This is a genomic window from Methylosinus sp. is20ea (genome assembly GCF_059718135.1).
Window position 1 is genome coordinate 1599323 of sequence record NZ_AP046088.1, and the last position, 17395, is coordinate 1616717.

Annotated in this window: 10 protein-coding genes; 2 read left to right on the top strand and 8 right to left on the bottom strand. The window is 67.7% G+C overall.

The genetic code is table 11. The features are described from left to right. The first annotated feature begins 80 nt into the window (after positions 1 to 80). Complete coding sequence (locus AC6IY7_RS07325) at positions 81 to 1715, top strand: FMN-binding glutamate synthase family protein (protein WP_497782402.1); 1635 nt, start codon at positions 81 to 83, stop codon at positions 1713 to 1715. A 205-nt stretch (positions 1716 to 1920) separates the two neighbouring features. Beyond that, positions 1921 to 3387: a methyltransferase regulatory domain-containing protein gene (locus tag AC6IY7_RS07330; RefSeq protein ID WP_497782403.1), complete on the top strand. Its 1467-nt coding sequence runs from the start codon at positions 1921 to 1923 to the stop codon at positions 3385 to 3387. An 18-nt stretch (positions 3388 to 3405) separates the two neighbouring features. Here AC6IY7_RS07330 and AC6IY7_RS07335 read toward each other — a convergent pair whose 3' ends face one another. The 8 genes from AC6IY7_RS07335 to tssM all read right to left on the bottom strand — a co-directional run bounded on the left by AC6IY7_RS07335 (position 3406) and on the right by tssM (position 17385). Continuing rightward, on the bottom strand, positions 3406 to 6216 hold the full coding sequence (locus AC6IY7_RS07335; RefSeq protein WP_497782404.1) for a caspase family protein: 2811 nt from the start codon (positions 6214 to 6216) through the stop codon (positions 3406 to 3408). A 141-nt stretch (positions 6217 to 6357) separates the two neighbouring features. Next, the gene (locus AC6IY7_RS07340) at positions 6358 to 6579 is read right to left on the bottom strand and encodes a hypothetical protein (protein WP_497782405.1); all 222 of its coding nucleotides are present in this window, start codon (positions 6577 to 6579) and stop codon (positions 6358 to 6360) included. Continuing rightward, a complete protein-coding gene (locus AC6IY7_RS07345; RefSeq protein WP_497782406.1) occupies positions 6579 to 7979 on the bottom strand; it encodes a hypothetical protein in 1401 nt (466 codons plus the stop codon). Before AC6IY7_RS07345 ends, AC6IY7_RS07340 begins: the two co-directional genes overlap by 1 nt. Positions 7980 to 7986: 7 nt before the next feature. Then, the gene (locus AC6IY7_RS07350) at positions 7987 to 9747 is read right to left on the bottom strand and encodes an NHL repeat-containing protein (RefSeq protein WP_497782407.1); all 1761 of its coding nucleotides are present in this window, start codon (positions 9745 to 9747) and stop codon (positions 7987 to 7989) included. A 673-nt stretch (positions 9748 to 10420) separates the two neighbouring features. After that, positions 10421 to 12238: a serine/threonine-protein kinase gene (locus AC6IY7_RS07355; RefSeq protein WP_497782408.1), complete on the bottom strand. Its 1818-nt coding sequence runs from the start codon at positions 12236 to 12238 to the stop codon at positions 10421 to 10423. Positions 12239 to 12329: 91 nt separating this feature from the next. Then, a complete protein-coding gene (locus tag AC6IY7_RS07360; protein WP_497782409.1) occupies positions 12330 to 13124 on the bottom strand; it encodes a PP2C family protein-serine/threonine phosphatase in 795 nt (264 codons plus the stop codon). Then, on the bottom strand, positions 13121 to 13822 hold the full coding sequence (tagF, locus tag AC6IY7_RS07365; RefSeq protein WP_497782410.1) for a type VI secretion system-associated protein TagF: 702 nt from the start codon (positions 13820 to 13822) through the stop codon (positions 13121 to 13123). The genes AC6IY7_RS07360 and tagF overlap by 4 nt, the downstream gene beginning before the upstream one ends. 11 nt (positions 13823 to 13833) lie before the next feature. Continuing rightward, entirely contained in the window at positions 13834 to 17385 is a 3552-nt protein-coding gene (gene tssM, locus AC6IY7_RS07370; protein ID WP_497782411.1) for a type VI secretion system membrane subunit TssM, read from the bottom strand. Positions 17386 to 17395 lie beyond the last annotated feature (10 nt).

Genomic DNA, 17395 nt, shown 5'->3' on the forward strand with positions numbered 1-17395 from the left:
CTCGACGCATTCGCCCGGCCGCCCCGGAAAAGCCGCCGAGGCGCGGCGCGCCTGTCATATTCCCGGAGGAGAATTCGACCATGCTGCGCCTGCTCATTCTCCCCTTCACGCCGCGCTTCGTCGCGCTCACCCTCAGCGTCGCCGGCTTTCTCGCCTGCGCCATCGCGGCGAAGGGCGATTGGTCGAGCCTCTTCTTCCTCGCGACGCTCGCCTTCGGCGCCCTCTGCCTGATCGGAGCGCATGATCTCTTTCAGCGCGAGCATGCGATATTGCGCGCCTATCCCATCTCCGCGCATCTGCGTTTTCTGCTCGAGGACATAAGGCCGGAGCTGCGGCAATATTTCTTCGAGGACAATAAGGACGGCCGTCCGTTCAGCCGCGACAAACGCGCCATCGTCTATCAGCGCGCCAAGATGAACATAGACAAGCGACCTTTCGGCACGGAGATCGACGTCTATGAGGAAGGCTTCGAATGGCTGCGTCACTCGATCGCGACGCAGCCCGTCTCGCATGAGCATTTCCGCACGCGCGTCGGCGCCGCGAGCTGCGCGCTCCCTTATGACATCTCGCTGCTGAATGTTTCGGCGATGAGCTTCGGCGCCTTGAGCCGCAACGCCATACGCGCGCTCAATCTCGGCGCGCGCAAGGGCGAGTTCGCGCAGGACACGGGCGAAGGCGGCTTCAGCCCCTATCATCAGGAGAGCGGCGGCGACATCGTCTGGCAGATCGCCTCCGGCTATTTCGGCTGCCGCACGCGCGCGGGCGCTTTCGACCCCGAGACATTCGCCGCTATCGCCGCGAGCGATCAGATCAAGATGATCGAGGTGAAATTGAGCCAGGGCGCCAAGCCCGGCCATGGCGGCGTGCTGCCGGCCGCGAAAGTGAGCGCGGAGATCGCGCGCATTCGCGGCGTGCCCATGGGCGAGGATTGCGTGTCGCCGGCGGCGCATTCGGCCTTTTCGACGCCGATCGAATTGCTGCAATTTCTGGCGCGGCTGCGCGCGCTCTCCGGCGGCAAGCCGGTCGGCTTCAAGCTCTGTGTCGGCCAGCCCTGGGAGTTCCTCGCCATCTGCAAGGCGATGCTGGAGACGGGCCTGCATCCCGATTTCATCGTCGTCGACGGCAAGGAGGGCGGGACGGGCTCGGCGCCGCTCGAATTCATGGATCACATCGGCATGCCGATGCGCGACGGCCTCGTTTTCGTTCATCACGCTCTGATCGGCGTCGGCCTGCGCGAGACGATCCGCATCGGCGCCGCCGGCAAGATCGCCACCGGCTTCGACATGGCGCGCGCTCTCGCGCTCGGCGCGGATTGGTGCAATAGCGGGCGCGGCTTCATGTTCGCGCTCGGCTGCATTCAATCTCTGTCCTGCCATACGGATCGCTGTCCGACCGGCGTCGCCACGCAAGATTCTTCGCGCGCCCGCGCGCTGGTGGTCTCGGACAAGGCGGAGCGCGTGCGCAATTTCCATCGCGCGACGCTCATCGCCCTCGCCGAGCTCGCCGCCGCGGCGGGCCTCGATCATCCGAGCCAATTCGCGCCCGAGCATTTCTGCCGCCGCATCTCCCCTCATGAAGCGGCGAGCTTCGCCGATCTCTATCCGGCGCCGGCGCCGGGCGCTTTTCTCGCCGGCGACATAGACGCGCGCTTCGCCGCCGCATGGCGCCGCGCGCGCGCCGACACTTTTCGGCCCGCGCAGCTCGTGACGGCCTGACGCGCCTGCTCGATCAGGGTTTCAAGCATCATGGCCGCACTTGTCGCTGCCATGACGCGGCTGCTTGGGTTTTGTCAATTTGGATTCGGAGCCCTGCCGCCTGAGCGGCGCGCCTTGCCAGAGCGCGGGAATTCATCGAGGATCGGCGGCATAGATCGAAGATCGATAGGTCGCGGGCCGACGCCATTATTGCGAGCGCATTCCCATGAGCAATGTCTATGACGAGCAAGACTATCCTTACGCCGTCCGCCATTGGACGCATCCGACGCAGCTCGGCGCTCTCGCGCAATTGATGGGGCGCGCCGCCGCGCCCTTCCAGGACTGCAACGTGCTCGAGATCGGCGCCGGCGACGGCGTCAATCTCGCGAGCATGGCGATCGGCGCGCCGCATTCGCAATTCGTCGGCGTCGATCTCTCCGAGCGCGCCGTCGCCGCAGGCCGCGAGCTGATCGCCGCGGCTCGCGTCGGCAATCTGCGGCTCGAATGCGCCGATCTGCGCGATTTCGACGCGCCGGCGGGCTCCTTCGATTATATCATCGCGCATGGCGTCTACGCCTGGGCGCCGAAGACTGTGCAAGACGCGCTGCTGGCGTTGTGCGGCCGGCTGCTGTCGCCGCGCGGCGTCGCCATGATCAGCTATAATGCGCTGCCGGGATGCCGCCTGCGTCAGGGCGTGCGCGACCTGCTGCTTTCCGCCGTCGCCGGAATAGAGGAGCCGGAGCGCAAGATCGCCGCGGCGCGCGCGTCGGCGGCCTTCTACGCCGAGCAATGGTCGACGAGCGACAACGCCTTTCGCAAGGCGCTGGAGCTCGAGGCGCGCGATTGGCTCGGCCGGCCGGACGGGCTCATCTTTCATGACGAGCTCGGCGAAATCTATGATCCGCAGCTCTTCTCCGACGTCGTCGGGAAGGCGCGCGCGCAGGGGCTCGATTATCTTTGCGACAATGATCCCTCGCTCGTCGCCCATGCGCTGTGGGACAGCGAGCTGTGGAGCAAGGCGCTGCCGCTAACCGGCGGCGATCAGATCGCCTATGAGCAGACGCTCGATTTCGTCGAGACGCGCTTTTTTCGCCGCAGCCTGTTCTGCCGCGCCGGCGCTCCGCTGGAGCGACGCTTTGCGCCGGAGCGTCTCTCCGGCCTCTATCTCGAGGCGCCGCTCGAGCCTTTCGTCGACGCCAGCGTCGGCGAAGGCGAATTCGCCTTCAAGACCGCGGGCCGCGGCGAGGTCTCGACGCGCGATCCGGCTTTCGCCGCGGCCATGCGGCGGCTCGGCGCGGCCTATCCGCGCGCGCTCGCCATAGACGAGATCGCCGCCGAGGCGCCGGCGCGGGCGGCGTTGCTGCGGCTCTACGCCGGCAATATGGCGCGGCTGGCGACGGAGCCTTTTCCTGTCGGCCGCGACGCCGGCGAAACGCCTTTCGCCAATCCGCTGGCGCGCGCCCAGGCGCGGCTCGGCCTCGGCTCGGTGACGAGCTATCGGCATTCGCAAGTGTCGCTGGAAGGCGACGACACGCGCCGCTTTCTCGCGCTTCTCGATGGAACGCGGACGATCGACGCGCTCGTCGACGCAATGGCCGGGAGCGCGTCGGGGACGGGCGACACGCGCGCGAAAGTGGAGGCGGCGCTGGCGACCTTCGCGCTCTGGGGGCTGACCCGCAGTCCCGCCGACTGAGCGCTCGGCGGCGCGGTTTCAGAAGCCCGGATTATGCGACCAGGAGAGGGGCTTCGCCGCCACCGGGGCGGGCGCAGCGGCCTGGACCGGCGGGGCCGCACGCGCCGGACGGGCGATCTGCGCCGGCCGCTCGACCGGGGCCCGCTCGCGCATGTGACGCGGGGCGACCGGCTCCACGATCTGATGGCGCTTGCTGCTCCGCGCCGGCCGCTCGTCCTCCTCGTCATGGCGACGAGCATTGTGCTTGGCCGGCTTGCTGGTCGGAGCGGCCTCTTCCCGGCTCGCGTCCTTGACGGGCGCTTCCACGGGCTTGGCGGCGACAGGCGCGGACTGCTGCACGCAGACGGTCTCGGTCTGGCCCTGCAGCCCGGCGACGAATTCATCCGTCAGCCGGCTCGGCGCGGCTTCGCCCTTCTTGCTCGCATAAGCGGCGACGGCGGCCTTGGTCGGCTCGTCGAGCTTGCCATTGGCGGCGGCCGCATAGCAGCCGAGCGTCTTCAATTGCGTCTGCGCCGCGCGCACGCGCATCTCGACGGCGGCGACGGCCTTGTCGAGATCGCCGCGCGCATCGGCGCAGGAGAATTTGCGGCCGCGCAGCGCGCCCAATTTCTGCTGCGCGTCGAAGCTCGTCGCATCGACGTCGGCGACGCTCTTGCGATCGGCGGCGCAGGCGCCTTCCAGCTCGGCGATCTTGCGGCGGGTCTCGACGCGGGCCGCGTCGCAGCTCATGCCGTCGAGAGCGGCGCGCAGGCCGGCGAGATCGCCGGATTTCGCCTCCGAGGCCTTGCGATCGGCGTCGCAGCTCTCCTTGGCGAGGCGCTGCTTCTTCTCGAGCTCGGCCGCCAGCGCCTTGCCGTCCTTGCGCGCATCCTCGCAGGTCGTCGCCAGCACGGCGGCGCGCAGAGCGATGAGATCGTCGGCCTTGGACTGCAGCGACTTGCGCTCGGCGTCGCAGGTCTGGCGCGCCAGCGTCTCCTGCTCCTCGAGCTTGGCGAGGCGGGCTTTGGCGTCCTCGCGCGCGGCGTCGCATTTCATGCCGAGCGAAGCGGCGCGCAGCCGGGCGAGGTCGCCGCCCATTCCGGCGACGGATTTGCGCTCGGCGTCGCAGCTCTGCCCTTCGACGCGGATCGCCTTGCTCTCCAGCTCGGCGACCCGAAGATTGGCGTCGTTGCGCACCGCCTCGCAGCGCATTTTGGCGGCGGCGGATTTCAGCGCGGCGACATCGCTCACGCCGGCGGCGCCCAGCGCCTTGCGATCGGCGTCGCAAATATCGCGCTCGCGGCGCTCTTTCTCCTCGAGACGCGCGAGCACGAAACGCGCGCCTTCCAGCGCGGCGGCGCAAGTCATGCGGCCGACGGCGGCGCGCATGCCGGGAAGATCGCTCGGATCGACGGCGGCGAAAGCCTTGCGCTCGGCCTCGCAGGTCTCGCGCTCGCGACGCTCTTTGGCCTCCAGCGCCGCCACGAGGGGCCTCGCCTCCTCGATCGCCGCGCGGCAGGCCAGCCGTCCGGCGACTGCGCGCAGGCCCGGAAGATCGTCCCGCGCGACGGAGCGCAGCGATGCGAGATCGGCGTTGCAGATGTCCCGCTCGCGACGCTCCTTCTCCTCGAGAGAAGCGACGCGATCGCCGGCGCGCCGACGCGCGTCGGGGCAGGTCATTCTCGCAGCGGCGGCGCGCAGGCCGGCGAGGTCGTCCTCGCGCAGCGCGCCGAGGGATTTATTGTCGGCCTCGCAGCTCGCCAGCTCGCGACGCTCTTTCTCCTCGGCCTTGGCGACGAGCGCTTCGGCGCCCTTGCGCGCGGCGTCGCAGGAGAAGCGCCCGGCGGCGGCGCGCAGGCGCGGAAGATCATTGGGGCCGATCGCGTCCAGCTCCTTCTGCTCGGCGTTGCAGCGCTGCACGCTCTCGAAGAGATCGAGCCGCAGCTGCGCGTCGCGGGCGCGGGGCGAGGTCGGATAGAGCGTGAGAACGGCCCGGAAATCGGCGGGGTCCTGCGTCTTGGAGGCCTTCTGCCACGCGCGCTCGGCCATCTCGTCCGGGCTCAGGAAATAGAAATCGCCATAGATGCGGCTGGAGATTTCCGGCGACTGCCTGCCCTTGGTCGTGCGCGCGACATCGTCGCTGACGAGATTGAACAGGCGGCGAATCTCCACCTCCGGCGCTTTCAGATTCTTGAGCAGCGCCTCGGCGAAGGGGCTGTTGCGACCGGCGCCGTCCAGCGCCACCTCATGCGGCGCGGCGGCATAGGCGACGAGAATGCCCTTGGCGCCCTTGTTCACTGCGACGCTCATCCGCTCGAGCCCGCGCGGCAGCATGCCGCCGTCCATCGAGCGTGAGGCGGTGAGGAGACTGTCGAACGGATTGTTGCGGCAGGCGTCGAGGATGAGAATGTTGACGCCGGCGGATTTGGAGAGCGCGAGGCGCACGCGGTCCATGTCCAGCGCCTTGAACTCGACGTCGGCGACGTCCTTCACGGCGATGTCGGTGGGCAGGAGATAATTCTTGCCCTCGTTCTGAACGCCATGGCCGGCGTAATAGAACAGAGCGACATCGGCGCCGGCGGCCTTGCGCGAGAAATCGGCGAGCGCGCCGTCGAGCTGGTCCTTGCGGGCGTTGACGAGCGAGATCACCTCGAAGCCGAGATCCTTCGCCAACGTCTCGGCGACGTCCCTGGCGTCATTGACCGGATTTTTGAGCCGGGCGATATGGTCATATTCGGCGTTGCCGAGCACGAGAGCGACGCGCCGCTCGGCGCAGGCGGGAGACGCGACGACGGCCGCGAGAACGAGGCTCGCGAAGGCAAAGACGAATGATCTCCAATAGGTTGTCATTTTCGTCGAACGCCGTGGTCGGATGAAATGGCAGCGACCCAATCGGCGCACGCTACCATCCCGCTTCTCATCGTCGCAACGAATATCAGAGGAGGGAACGGCGGCGATGTGAGTTGGCGCACATCTCGGCCGGCGCGCGGATCATTTTTTCCCCGCTCTATAGACGCCGGCGTCGATCTCCTCTCCATAGAGAATGGCGTCGGTGAGCAGCTTATTGTCCTGCGGCACGACCGCCTCCTGCGCGGCGCCGTAGAATTTCTGATAGAAGCCGTTCGTCTTGTGATCGAATCGAAACATGACATCCTCGAACGGATAGTCGACATAGATGTCGCGGTCGCGAAAATCCGCTTTCGAAAGCCCCATCACTTTCCTCCTCGCCGAATAGCGTCGTAATAGGCTCTGCTCTCGGCCTCTATTTCTGCGGCTCTCGCGTCGCCGCTCGACAGAACGCGGTATTCCTCATACAGGACATGCCCGCGCCCGCCTTCCATTTTCGCGGCGTTGGCGATTTCCGCATATTTGTCCTCGCCCAAAATCCGCCTTGCGATCTCGGGCGTCTCCTTGGCGTAGATCATTTCGGGCGTATTGACTTGTATCTCCGCCATGATCCCCGATTCTGTCTTCAACACCGTATTGGCGCCGCTGTAACCGAGCGCATTGGATTCCGCGTCGATGACTTTGCATTTGGCGCCCTTCTCCTTCAGCAGCGCCACCGCAGCGTCGAAATTCTCTTTCTCGACGACGATCGTATTGCGCGCAATATCCTTGATGCGCGTTGCATCTCCTTGATAGTCCTCGATGATCTTGGCGCGCGCGCGGGCCGCGTCCTTGAGCGGCGCCTGCGCGACAGAGCCGCCGGTCTTCTCGGCGATTTCCGCGGCGATGGCGTCGATCTCCGCCTTTGCGGCCGGCGCCTTCTCATACATGCGGCCGAGCTGCTCGGTCAGTCCGGGCTGCAGCAGCTTCGGCTCGTCGGCCGTCGGCTTGCTCGGCTTCGACTCATATCTCTCCGGCTTCGGCGCCTTCTCCGGCGGCGTGTTGCGCAGGCTCAGCTTTTTTTCCGTCCAGCGCCCGGCTTTCTTCGCGGCGCCATGGGTGAGCGCGGCGATCAGCACGACGACGCCGAGCTTGGCCACGCCATCGGCGAAAATCGACGCCGCTTCATCGAGCTGCGCGCGGCTCGACGCCGTCCCCATCAGCTCGAGCGCATGGAACAGCGCCTGGAGACCTCGCCACAGCTGCGGGCCGCCGAAATAGAGCCCGACGGCGAGAAGCACGGCGTCGATCGCCTCTCCCGCCCCGAAAGCATGGGAGACCGCCCAGACCGCCAGCACCTCGACAGTGGTCGCGAGCGCCTTCGGCTCGACGAGCGCGGCGAATTCCTGCTTCGTCGCTCCGGTCAGATGGTTGGGGACGAGCCTCAGCGTCGTCGCGATGCGCTCTTTCAGGCCCATGCCGGCGAGCCGCTCGGAGCGATCCGCGACGACGAAGGCCGCGAGCGTCCCATTGCGGCTCATCCGCGCGATGCGGTCGATCAGAGCGCGATCGTCCGCCTCGCGAATGCGCGCGCCCTCCTCCCGCCAGCGCCCGAAGGCGCGGCGCAAGGCGTCGGCGCCCTCGGGATCGGCGAGCGCGATGCGCAGCCGGCGGCGCACCTCATATTCGCTCGCCAAGGCGCCGCCGGCGCGCGCCGCGAAGGATGCGAACGCCGCGCGCGGACCGAGGATCAGCGTCTCCGCGCCGGCTCGCAGCCGCAGGATCATGTCGCGCTCACCGCGCCTGCGTCCTGGCGGCGCCTTTCGGCTTGGCGTGCGCGGGCGTCTCGGCGCCGTTCTGGTCGAGAGCCTCCGGCCCAGTCTCCGGTTTGGTCTTGCCCATGGGCGTCGCGGTGGCGACGGCGGCGACCGGCGTCGGCGCGCTCATGTCATTGGCGAGGCCGCGGAAGCGCACCGGGCGATAGCCGCGCGCCAGCAGCGAGCCGAGCGGATAGATGTTACGGCACACTTTGCCATTGCAGCCGCCGGTCGAGGATTCGATCACCTCGGCGCGGCGATCGGGCGTGAAGCGCACGAACAGCATCACATGCGAGCCCGGCTTGTTGAGCGCGTCGCCGGGCAGAAGGTCCCAAGGATTGCTCAATTCGCGCGAGATCGCCGGAATGGCCATTGTCGTGAAATGCGTCGCGAGGCCCCAGGAGGCGCTGACGAAGGCCGAGCAATCGACGCCGGCGACATCCGGACGCGGATCATTGCGGGTGCAGACATTGCCGGCGAGACGGCCGGCGCCGATCTCCGCCGCTATGCGCGGCAGCGCGCCATGGCAGCCCCAGCAATAGGGAATGCCCACCACCTCCTGCCCCATCTTGCCGTGCAGATAGCCGGGTCGCCTTATGCGCGCGAAGCCGCTGCAGCCGCGGTCGGGATCGGGCCCATAGGCGCCCGCATTGACGCGCCAGCGCACATTGGCGAATTGCAGCGCAGTCTGGATGACCTGGGCGCGATCGAGCGGACGCATCGCCGCCGTGGCCCCCTTGCGCTTGCCGAAATCGGTCAGCGCATAAGAGGGAATCGCCGGAGCGGGCGGCGCGAGATCGATGACCTGCCCATTCTTCATCGGGCGGAAGCCGACGCCGAGCAGATCGACCGAGCCCTTGCGCGTGCGCAGGAAATAGACGTCGCCCTCCGCCGAGACGGTGACGAAGCGTCGCGACAGCGCCATTTGCTTGTCGAGCGGCAGCTCATAGACGCCCTCGAGCGCGCCATTGGAGGCGTAGCGCGCGACGAAGGTCGAGGGCTGGTCGGTCGCGTCGGTCGGCACATTCTCGCCGAGCACGAAAATGCGGCCGCGCTGGTCGATGTCCAGCAGCTCCACCGAGCCGATGCGGCTGCGCACCTGCATTTTCAGTCTGGCGAGCGCCGCGCCATCCTTGATCTGAAGGGAGATGGAGACGCCCTTTTTGTCGAGCGCGTTCACATCGGCGACCACCTGCCCGCGGCCATGCGAGGCGATCGTCTGGCGCGACCGCATGGGCTTGCCGTCGGTGAGCCCGCGGGCGCCCCCCGCATCGTCGCCGATCTCCTGCGAGCCGGTCTGCGCGAAGGCGGAGAGCGTCGCCTCGTCCGGCGCGGCGACCGAGCGCGTCACCGCGAGGCTGCGCGTCTGCGCATCCTCCGGCCCCGTCGCCTGCAAGGCGCGCGGACCTTCGTCCCACACATAGATCGTGTCCTTGGCGACGACGATGTCGGTCGGCCGCAGGTCGCCCGGCAATTCGAGCGAGCGGGTCGCCTCGGCGGGCTTGCGCGGATCGAAGCGCAGCACGCGGCCATTCACCTGGTCGAGCAGATAGATCTCGCCTTCCGCGCCGGAATAGATCGCCTGCGGGCCCTCGATCTCCGTATCCGCGCCGGCCTCGACCACGCCGACGGAAGCGACGTCACCGCCCTGGCGGAAGCTGCGGACGAGCGCATCCTCCGCGAGCGCGCTTCCGTGCAGCAGAGCGAGCGTCGCCAAGGCCAGAAGGGGCGTGATCACCCTCCCCTTCAGGGGGAGGGGCGGATGGCGAAGCCATCCGGGGTGGGGTCGCACGGCAAAGACTCGGCAAAGACGCCCCCACCCAATCGCCTGCGGCGCTCGACCTCCCCCCTCGAGGGCTATCGGATTCGCACATCGCGAAACGCTGCAGCCGTCATAGCCGGGCTTGTCCCGGCCATCCACGCCAAGCAGCTGAGAAACCAAAGGAAAGCGCCCGCTATCGACGGATCCGTCACACGGCGGACGCCCCACCGGAGCTTCGGCGTCACGCCAAGCTTTCGAGACGCCTCGGCGTCCTGGCGTGGATGGCCGGGACAAGCCCGGCCATGACGTCGCGGGGGCGAGGGAGAGGTGAAAACGCCTCTTCGAGGAATGTTCGTCGCACGACCGATCGGCCGGCGCATGTCCCCCTCTCCCCGCCCGCGGGGAGAGAGAAAGGGTGAGTGGCTCGGAGCGTGAAGCGCAGCGGAAAACGCCCCGGCCCCTCATCCTCACCGTCTCCCCGCTCGCGGGGAGAAAGAAGGCGGCGAGGGCCGCGCGAAACGATCGATCGAAAATCCCTATCATCGATCGCGTCATGAGATCCTCCGCCCGGCGCGGCGCCGGAAAATGCAAATTCCAAACTCCGAGGCAAAAAAATCTCGGGCCTATCCTTCGCTCGTCCCGGCGGCGCTCAGCGCCCCGAGACCAGCGACACATATTTCAGCGCCACCGCGGGCGGCGGCGACGCATCGGCGAGCTCCTCGGCGAGCTTTGCGAACACGTCCCTAGCCGTCGCCGCGCGGGCCGCGCTGGCGATGGAGATGGGCGTCGCGCCGACGATCGCCACCAGCAGCACCGGACCGGGCCGGGTCGCGCGCAGCTCCATGGCGAAGTCGCGCCGCCCCGGCTCCTGTCCGAGCCGAGCGGTGAGATCATTCACCAGTCCGTCGTCGTCGACTATGAGAAAACGCACATGTTCGGCGCGCGTCTCGATAGCGCCCTCGAGCTTGTCGCCGCTGCGCTGCAATTGCGTGCGCGCGACATCGAAACGCGGCGGCTCGCGCACGCCCATGAATTTCTTGGCGAAGCCGAGCGCCGGACATTGCGGCGCCGTCACTTTGCGCACGCCGATCGCAGCCGGAACGCCCATGGCGTCCCGGAAGGATTTGTCGAGCGCGTCGAAGGGCTCGCGGCCGCGGCCATAGCCCTCGATCTGCGCCTCGCCGGCGGAAATCTCGCCGACGACGGCCAGAAAACAATCGCCGCCGTCGAAATCACGGGCGTATTCGCGCAGGCGCACGAAAGGATCGGGCCGCGTCTCGGCGGGCTTTTGCGGCGGATCGACGAGGGGCGGCGGCGGTTCGGCGGCGGAGACGTCCGTCGTCGTGGTGGTCTGGACTTCGGTCGTCGTCGCCGGCGCATCGTGATGAAGATAGCGCCAGCCGCCGAAGCCCGCGGCGGCGAGCGCGACGACGCCGAGGAGAGAGCCGACGAGAACGCCGACACGCCGCGGCTTTTCCGCCTTCGGCGGCGAGACGGGTTTCGGCGGCGCGAGAGGAGCCGATTCGATCGGGACCGGAATCGGCGGCGGAACCGGGGCGGGCGTGGGAGATGTCGCGCGCGGCCCACGCGGCGCGAAGACGGTGGAGCCGCGCTCGTCGGCGTCGGGCGCCCAGGCGGCGAGCTCGGCCATGCTGCGCGGCCGCGCCTCGGGGTCCGGTTGCAGCATTGCGGCGATGATCGGCCGCATCATCGGATCGATCGCCGAGAGATCGGGAAGAACGCGGCGGCGCTCGATCACCTCCACCTGCGTGCCATCCATCGGCAGCGGCTTGCCGAGGAGGCAGGCCGCGAGCACGAGGCCGAGACTGTAGATATCGGAGGCCGCGCGCACATCGCCGCCGAAGAGGCCGAGCTGCTCCGGCGAGACATATTTGTATTTGCCGGCGAATCCAGAGCCGATCACCGTGCTGTCGCCGACCCGCAGCGAACGCGCTATGCCGAAATCGATGATGCGCGAGCGGGCGATGCCGGTCTCCGGCACGATGATATTGTCCGGCGAGACGTCGCGATGGACGACATTCTGCTCATGCGCGGCCTGCAGGCCGGCGGCGATGCGGCGCATCAGCGCCAGAACCTGCGGCGCCGGCAGCGGGCCGCGGTCCAAGAGGTCGGAGAGCGGCTGGCCCTCGACGAACTCCATGGCGAGATAGTGCCGGCGGAGCTGCGGCTCCAGAGTGAAGCCGAAATAGCGCACGATCGCTTCGTGATGGATACGGCGCAGCGCCAGCGCCTCATTGCGGAACATGGCCAGCACGGCCTCGTCGCCGGCGAGCTGGTCGCGAATGAGCTTTATGGCGACCGTGTCGCCGGTCTCTATCTCGTGGCCGCGATAGACATCGCCCATGCCGCCCGCCTTCAGAAAGGCGTCGATCTCGTAATTGGCGTTGAGCCGCGTGCCGGGTGGCAGGGCGCCGTGGATCGAATGGACATCCGGCGGGTAAGACATTGTATCGCTCTATAAAATCCCAGTCTCATACGATCTGGCGCGGCGAACCGTACGCATGAGAATGAATGATAGATCGTCCGCGCGAATTTCTTCAACGCGGCCTCGTCGTCTCTCTGGACTCCTCGCGCGCCGGACGCAAGCGGGTCGGCTGCCGCTCCTGCTGCTGCCGATAGGCGGCGACGAGCACGGTGACATTGTCGGTTCCGCCGCGCGCCAGCGCCAGATCGATCAGCGCGCGGCAGGCCTCCTCCGGCGCGCGGCCGCTGGCGAGGCCGGCGATCTCCGCCGCCGAGAGATGGCCGGTGAGCCCGTCCGAGCAGAGCACGAACATGTCGCCCTCGAACAGCTCGCCATTGACGAAATCGAGCGCCAGCGTCTCGCCGGCACCGACCGCGCGGGTGATGACATTGCGGCGCGGCCAGTTGCGCGCCTCCTCCGGGGTGAGCACGCCATCGGCGAGCAGCTGCTCGGCCTCGGTGTGATCGATGGTGATCTGCAGGATATCGCCGCCGCGCAGCAGATAGGCGCGGCTGTCGCCGGCCCACAGACAGGCGTAATAGCGGTCGAAGGTCAGCAGCATGACGATTGTCGATCCCATTGTCGCGACGCCGCGCAGTGCCGCCTGGCGCTGGATATCGCGATGCGCGCCTTGCAAGGCCGCCTCGCATTGGCGGCGTAGCTCCGCCGCCACGCCCTGCGGGGCGACGCGGCTGAGGCTGTCGACGACCACCGCGCTCGCCGTCGCGCCCGCCGCATGGCCGCCCATGCCGTCCGCCACCGCGAAAAGGCCGGTCTGCGGCTTGGACAGGAAATTATCCTCATTCTCCGCGCGCACCCTGCCCTTGTCGGAGAGCGCGAAGGCGCGCATGGGGCGAATGTCGGTCATGGCGCTCGCGCCTCGCCGGCGGGCGCTTCGAGCGCGAAGCGGCCGGTGATCATGGCGGAGAAGATCGCCGGATCGGGCAGGCCGGTCGACGCCAGCGCGACGCGCGCAAAACCCTCGCCGCCCTGCGTCCACCAGAAGCTCTGGTCGGCGACCGCGCGGGCGCGGGCGAGCGCCTCGCGCGCGAGGCGGCAAGCCTCGCCGAAACCCGCCTCGCCGACGCGCGCCGCGGCGGCGGCCGGCGTCAGCAGGCGCGTCTCCGCGAGGCCGGGCACCGGCGCCGGCAACGCCTCCAACGCTTCGAGCGACGCTTCGAAGGCGAGGCCCGGCTCCAGCGTCGAGAGCAGGAAATCCTCTATCGCCGCGAACCAGCCCTCCTGCGGATCCGCCTCCGGCGGCGGCAGACTCTCGCCCTCCTCGGCGAACATTGCGACGCTGAGCGGAAAATAGCGGCCGACGCCATCCATGGAGGGCATGAAGGCGCCGATCGCCGTCGCGCCGGCGCAGAGCTGCGGCCCGAGCCAGAAGCGCCAGATGGGCGCGGTGAGATAGGCGGCCTGCCAATCGGCGCCGAGCTGCGCCCGGCTGGAGGCGACGCCGCCCTGAATCCAGGGCTCGAAAGCGGACAGAAAGCCGCGCGGCGCGCCCTGGGACACGAAATCGCGCTTGGCCTGCAACTTGCCGAACAATCCGCGCCGCATCCTTTCGTCCCTCACAATTGCGTCGGGCAGTGGAACTCCGTCAGCGCCGGCAGGGTGAGCGGCTTCAATGTGGAGCCCGCCTGGAAGCCGAAGCTCAGCGTCTGCTTGCCGAGCGAGAAGGTCGCATTCAACCGCTCGCCGGCATAGGAGCGGCCGGCGGCGTCGAGCAGGCGGAACAGCGCCCAGCCGCCGAAACGCTCGAGCACTATGGGCGCCGCCGCCGGCGCCGAGCCGTCCGCCGCGGCGGTCTGGCTCGGCGCGAGTTCGGTGGCGAGGCTCACCGCCGCGCGGCCGCCGCCGGCGCCGGGCCATTGGATCGCGCGCGGCGTCACCGAGGTTCCGGCGACGGAAGTCGCCTCCTGGCCGTTCACCTCGAATTTCGCCGTGCGGCCCGCGCCGCTGAGCGGCGGCGGAAAGACGGTGAGCGCGAGATTGGGCATGTTGCCGCCCGACGGGAAGAAGGCGTCGCGTATCTGCGCGGCGCGCTGGAACTCGCGCAGGCTGGCCGCCGAAAGGCGCGCGGTCAACGGATATTCCGGCCGGAAGCTCCAGGGCGTCTTCGCCGTGTCGACATATTTGGCGAGCGACTGTTTGAAGAAGCTGTCGAGTATCCCATTCGGCCCGAACAGCCGGCCGAATTCGGCGAGGCCGATCTCGCTGGCCGCGCCTTTGACGAAAGGATAGCGCCCGGGCGTCAATTGCTGGCAGGAGGTCGCGACCTGCTCGCGAAAGGCGCCGGTCAGCCGGATCAATTCCGAATCGAGCACGGCGCGATCGAAATCACCTGCCGCGCCGGTCAGCATGGGGCGGAAGGGCTCGGGCAGCCGATCCGCCGTGCCGCGGAATTTTTTGAGCTGCATGGCGAGCGCCGCATTCGCCTGCGGCGAATTCTCCGGCAGAGTGGCGCCGACGACGAGATTGTCCTTTATGTCGTTCAGCTCGGCGAGCAGCTCGTCGATCGGCTTGCGCGGTCCCGAGCCGTCGAGCCAGATCTGGAAGGGGACGAAGCGCTTCTCGATCTCCTCGCCCGGCGGACGGTCGCCGCGACCGGGGAAGAGATCGCTCAAAGCGATCTGCGGCGCGGCGGCGCCTTCCTTGGCCGGCGCCTCCTTGCGCAGCTTGCGCTCCTTGGTGAGAGAGGTCTCCTCGACGACAGATTCGAACAGCGCCTTCAAGGGCGAGTTGGAGGCGGTCGCGGCGCCGAGCGCCTTATATTGCGGCTTGTCGGCGTTGAGGCGCTTCATCTTCAGCCGGGAGAGCGCGCCGCGCCAGGCGGCGTCGAAATCGCGGCCGTAGAGCGCCAGCAGATCATTGCCGAGCGCGCGATATTGATCGCCGAGCGTCTCCTCCTCGCCGGGGCGGCCCAGCACCCAGCGCTCATTGCGCACGCGATCGGAGATGCCGGGAAGTCCGCGCAGAAAGGCGCGCCGGAAACCCTCGTAAGTGTAGAAGCCGGGCACGCGGATCGTGTCGAGATCCTTGCCGCTCGCCTCCTCGAACAATTGATCGAAGAGAAGACCGCCGGCGCCGGGCGCGGTCCAATCGGCGATGTCGAGCGTGCGCGCTTCCGATTTCAGCAGCTCATAGGCGCGCTCGGAGAGCTTCAAGCGCGCGAGCGTCTTTTGGCTCTCGTCGATGAGCGTCTGATTGGGATGGACGAGCAGCTCGCCATTGTCGAGCTCGAGCATGGCGTCGAGATGCTGCTCCAGCGCCTTGGCGTTGTCGGCCAAGGGACCGCGGAAGAGATTGTCGCGCCAGTCGCGCCGCTCCCATGCGAGAATCACCTCGCGATCGACGGGCGTGCGCGCATGGCCGAGCATCAGATAGACCTTCAGCGCCTCATAGATGAAGCCCGGATCGTCGCGATGCTCCTCGAGCAATTCCTCGAGGCGGAACAGGAGACGCGGCCGCAACAGACGCTCGAGCGCGAGGCGATAGGAGGCCGTCGACGCCGCGACGAGCCGTGGCCGCTGGCCGAGCCCCAGACCTTCGAAGAAGGTTTCGGGATCGTTGCGATGGGCGTAGCCCGTCGGCGCGTCGCGCAGCTTCTGCAACAGGCCGAGAATCTTGCCGTAGTCGCGATCCTCGACGATCATTTGCCGCGTCAGCGGATAGGCGGCGTCCGCCGCATATTCGCGCGCCAGCGTCTGCGCGGTCGCGGTCAATTCGGCATTGGCGGCATAACTCCTCCACATCGCGAAGCAGGCGCCCGCGCTGATGAGCGCGACGAACGCGAAGGCCGCGGTCTTCAGGAAAAAGGCGCGCCGCACCGCGCGCAGATCGGTCGACACCCAAGCGGCCTCGCCGATGACGACCTTCTCCACGAGATCATAGAGGAAGAAGCTCTTGCCCAAACCCCGGAAGCCGATCCCGCCGACGTCGCGCGCGCCGAAATTCTTGACCAGCGCATTGATGAGCTGATCGATCGGCGTGCCCTCCTGCGTGCCGGAGGTGAAATAGAAGCCGCGCAGATTGGCGTTGGAGTGATAGCGCGTCGGCTCGAAGATCGCGTTGAGGAAATCATGCACCGGGCGCTTGAGCGCCGCCATTTGCGCGGGGAAGCCATAGAGCGCCGCGCGATTGGCGGGATTGGGCTCCTCCTGCAGGCGGTCGAGCATGTTCTGATTCAAGCGCTCGATCAGTGCGTCGAACTCGCGCGGAATATCGGCGACCAGATTGAGCTTCTTGTCGGCGGTCTGGAAAGTCGCGCCGAAGACGCTCTGCAATTTGTCATTGTCGAGATTGGCGAAAAATTCGGTGAAGCCGGCGACGAGATCGGCCTTGGTGAAGACGGCGTAAACTGGAAAATCCACCTTCAGGCGCTCGTGCAGCTCCAAGAGGCGGGCGCGAATGGCGCGCGCATGGGCGGCGCGCTCCTCGCGCGGCATCAGCAACAAATCCTGAATGCTGATCGCCACCAGCACGCCATTGATGGGCTGGCGCGGGCGGTGCTTCTTCATGAGATCGAGGAAGGAGAACCAGCTGCGCTTGTCGAGCGTCGCATCCGAATCCTGCGTCGTGTAGCGGCCCGCCGTGTCGATGAAGACGGCGTCCTCTGCGAACCACCAGTCGCAATAGCGCGTGCCGCCGGCGCCGGCGACCGCCTCCGGCGTCGCGCCGCCGGACAGTGGAAAACGCAGGCCCGAATTGACCAGCGCGGTCGTCTTGCCGGCGCCGGGTGGGCCGATGATCACATACCAGGGCAGATCATAGAGATAGGTGGCGCCGCCATTGGCGGATTTCTTCAAAGTGGCGAGCGCGTCCTTCATGCGCTCGCCGAGCACGATGGAATCGTCCTCGTCGGCCGCCGCGTCGGCGACGCCATCGGCCAAGGATTTGGCGTTCTTGCGCCGCCGCCAGAAGGCGAAGCCGGCGACCGAGGCCGCGAGCGCGATGATGACGACGATGACGATCTCGCGGACGATCTCATTCTCGAGCGGGCGCCAGCCGCCGAAGGCGATGAAGGGCCCGGCGAGATAGACGATGCTCGAGATCGACGCGAGGCCGAGGCCGAGCAGAATGATGCGGACGATGTCGCCCTTGACGCCGGACTTGTCGGACATTGGGAAAAAT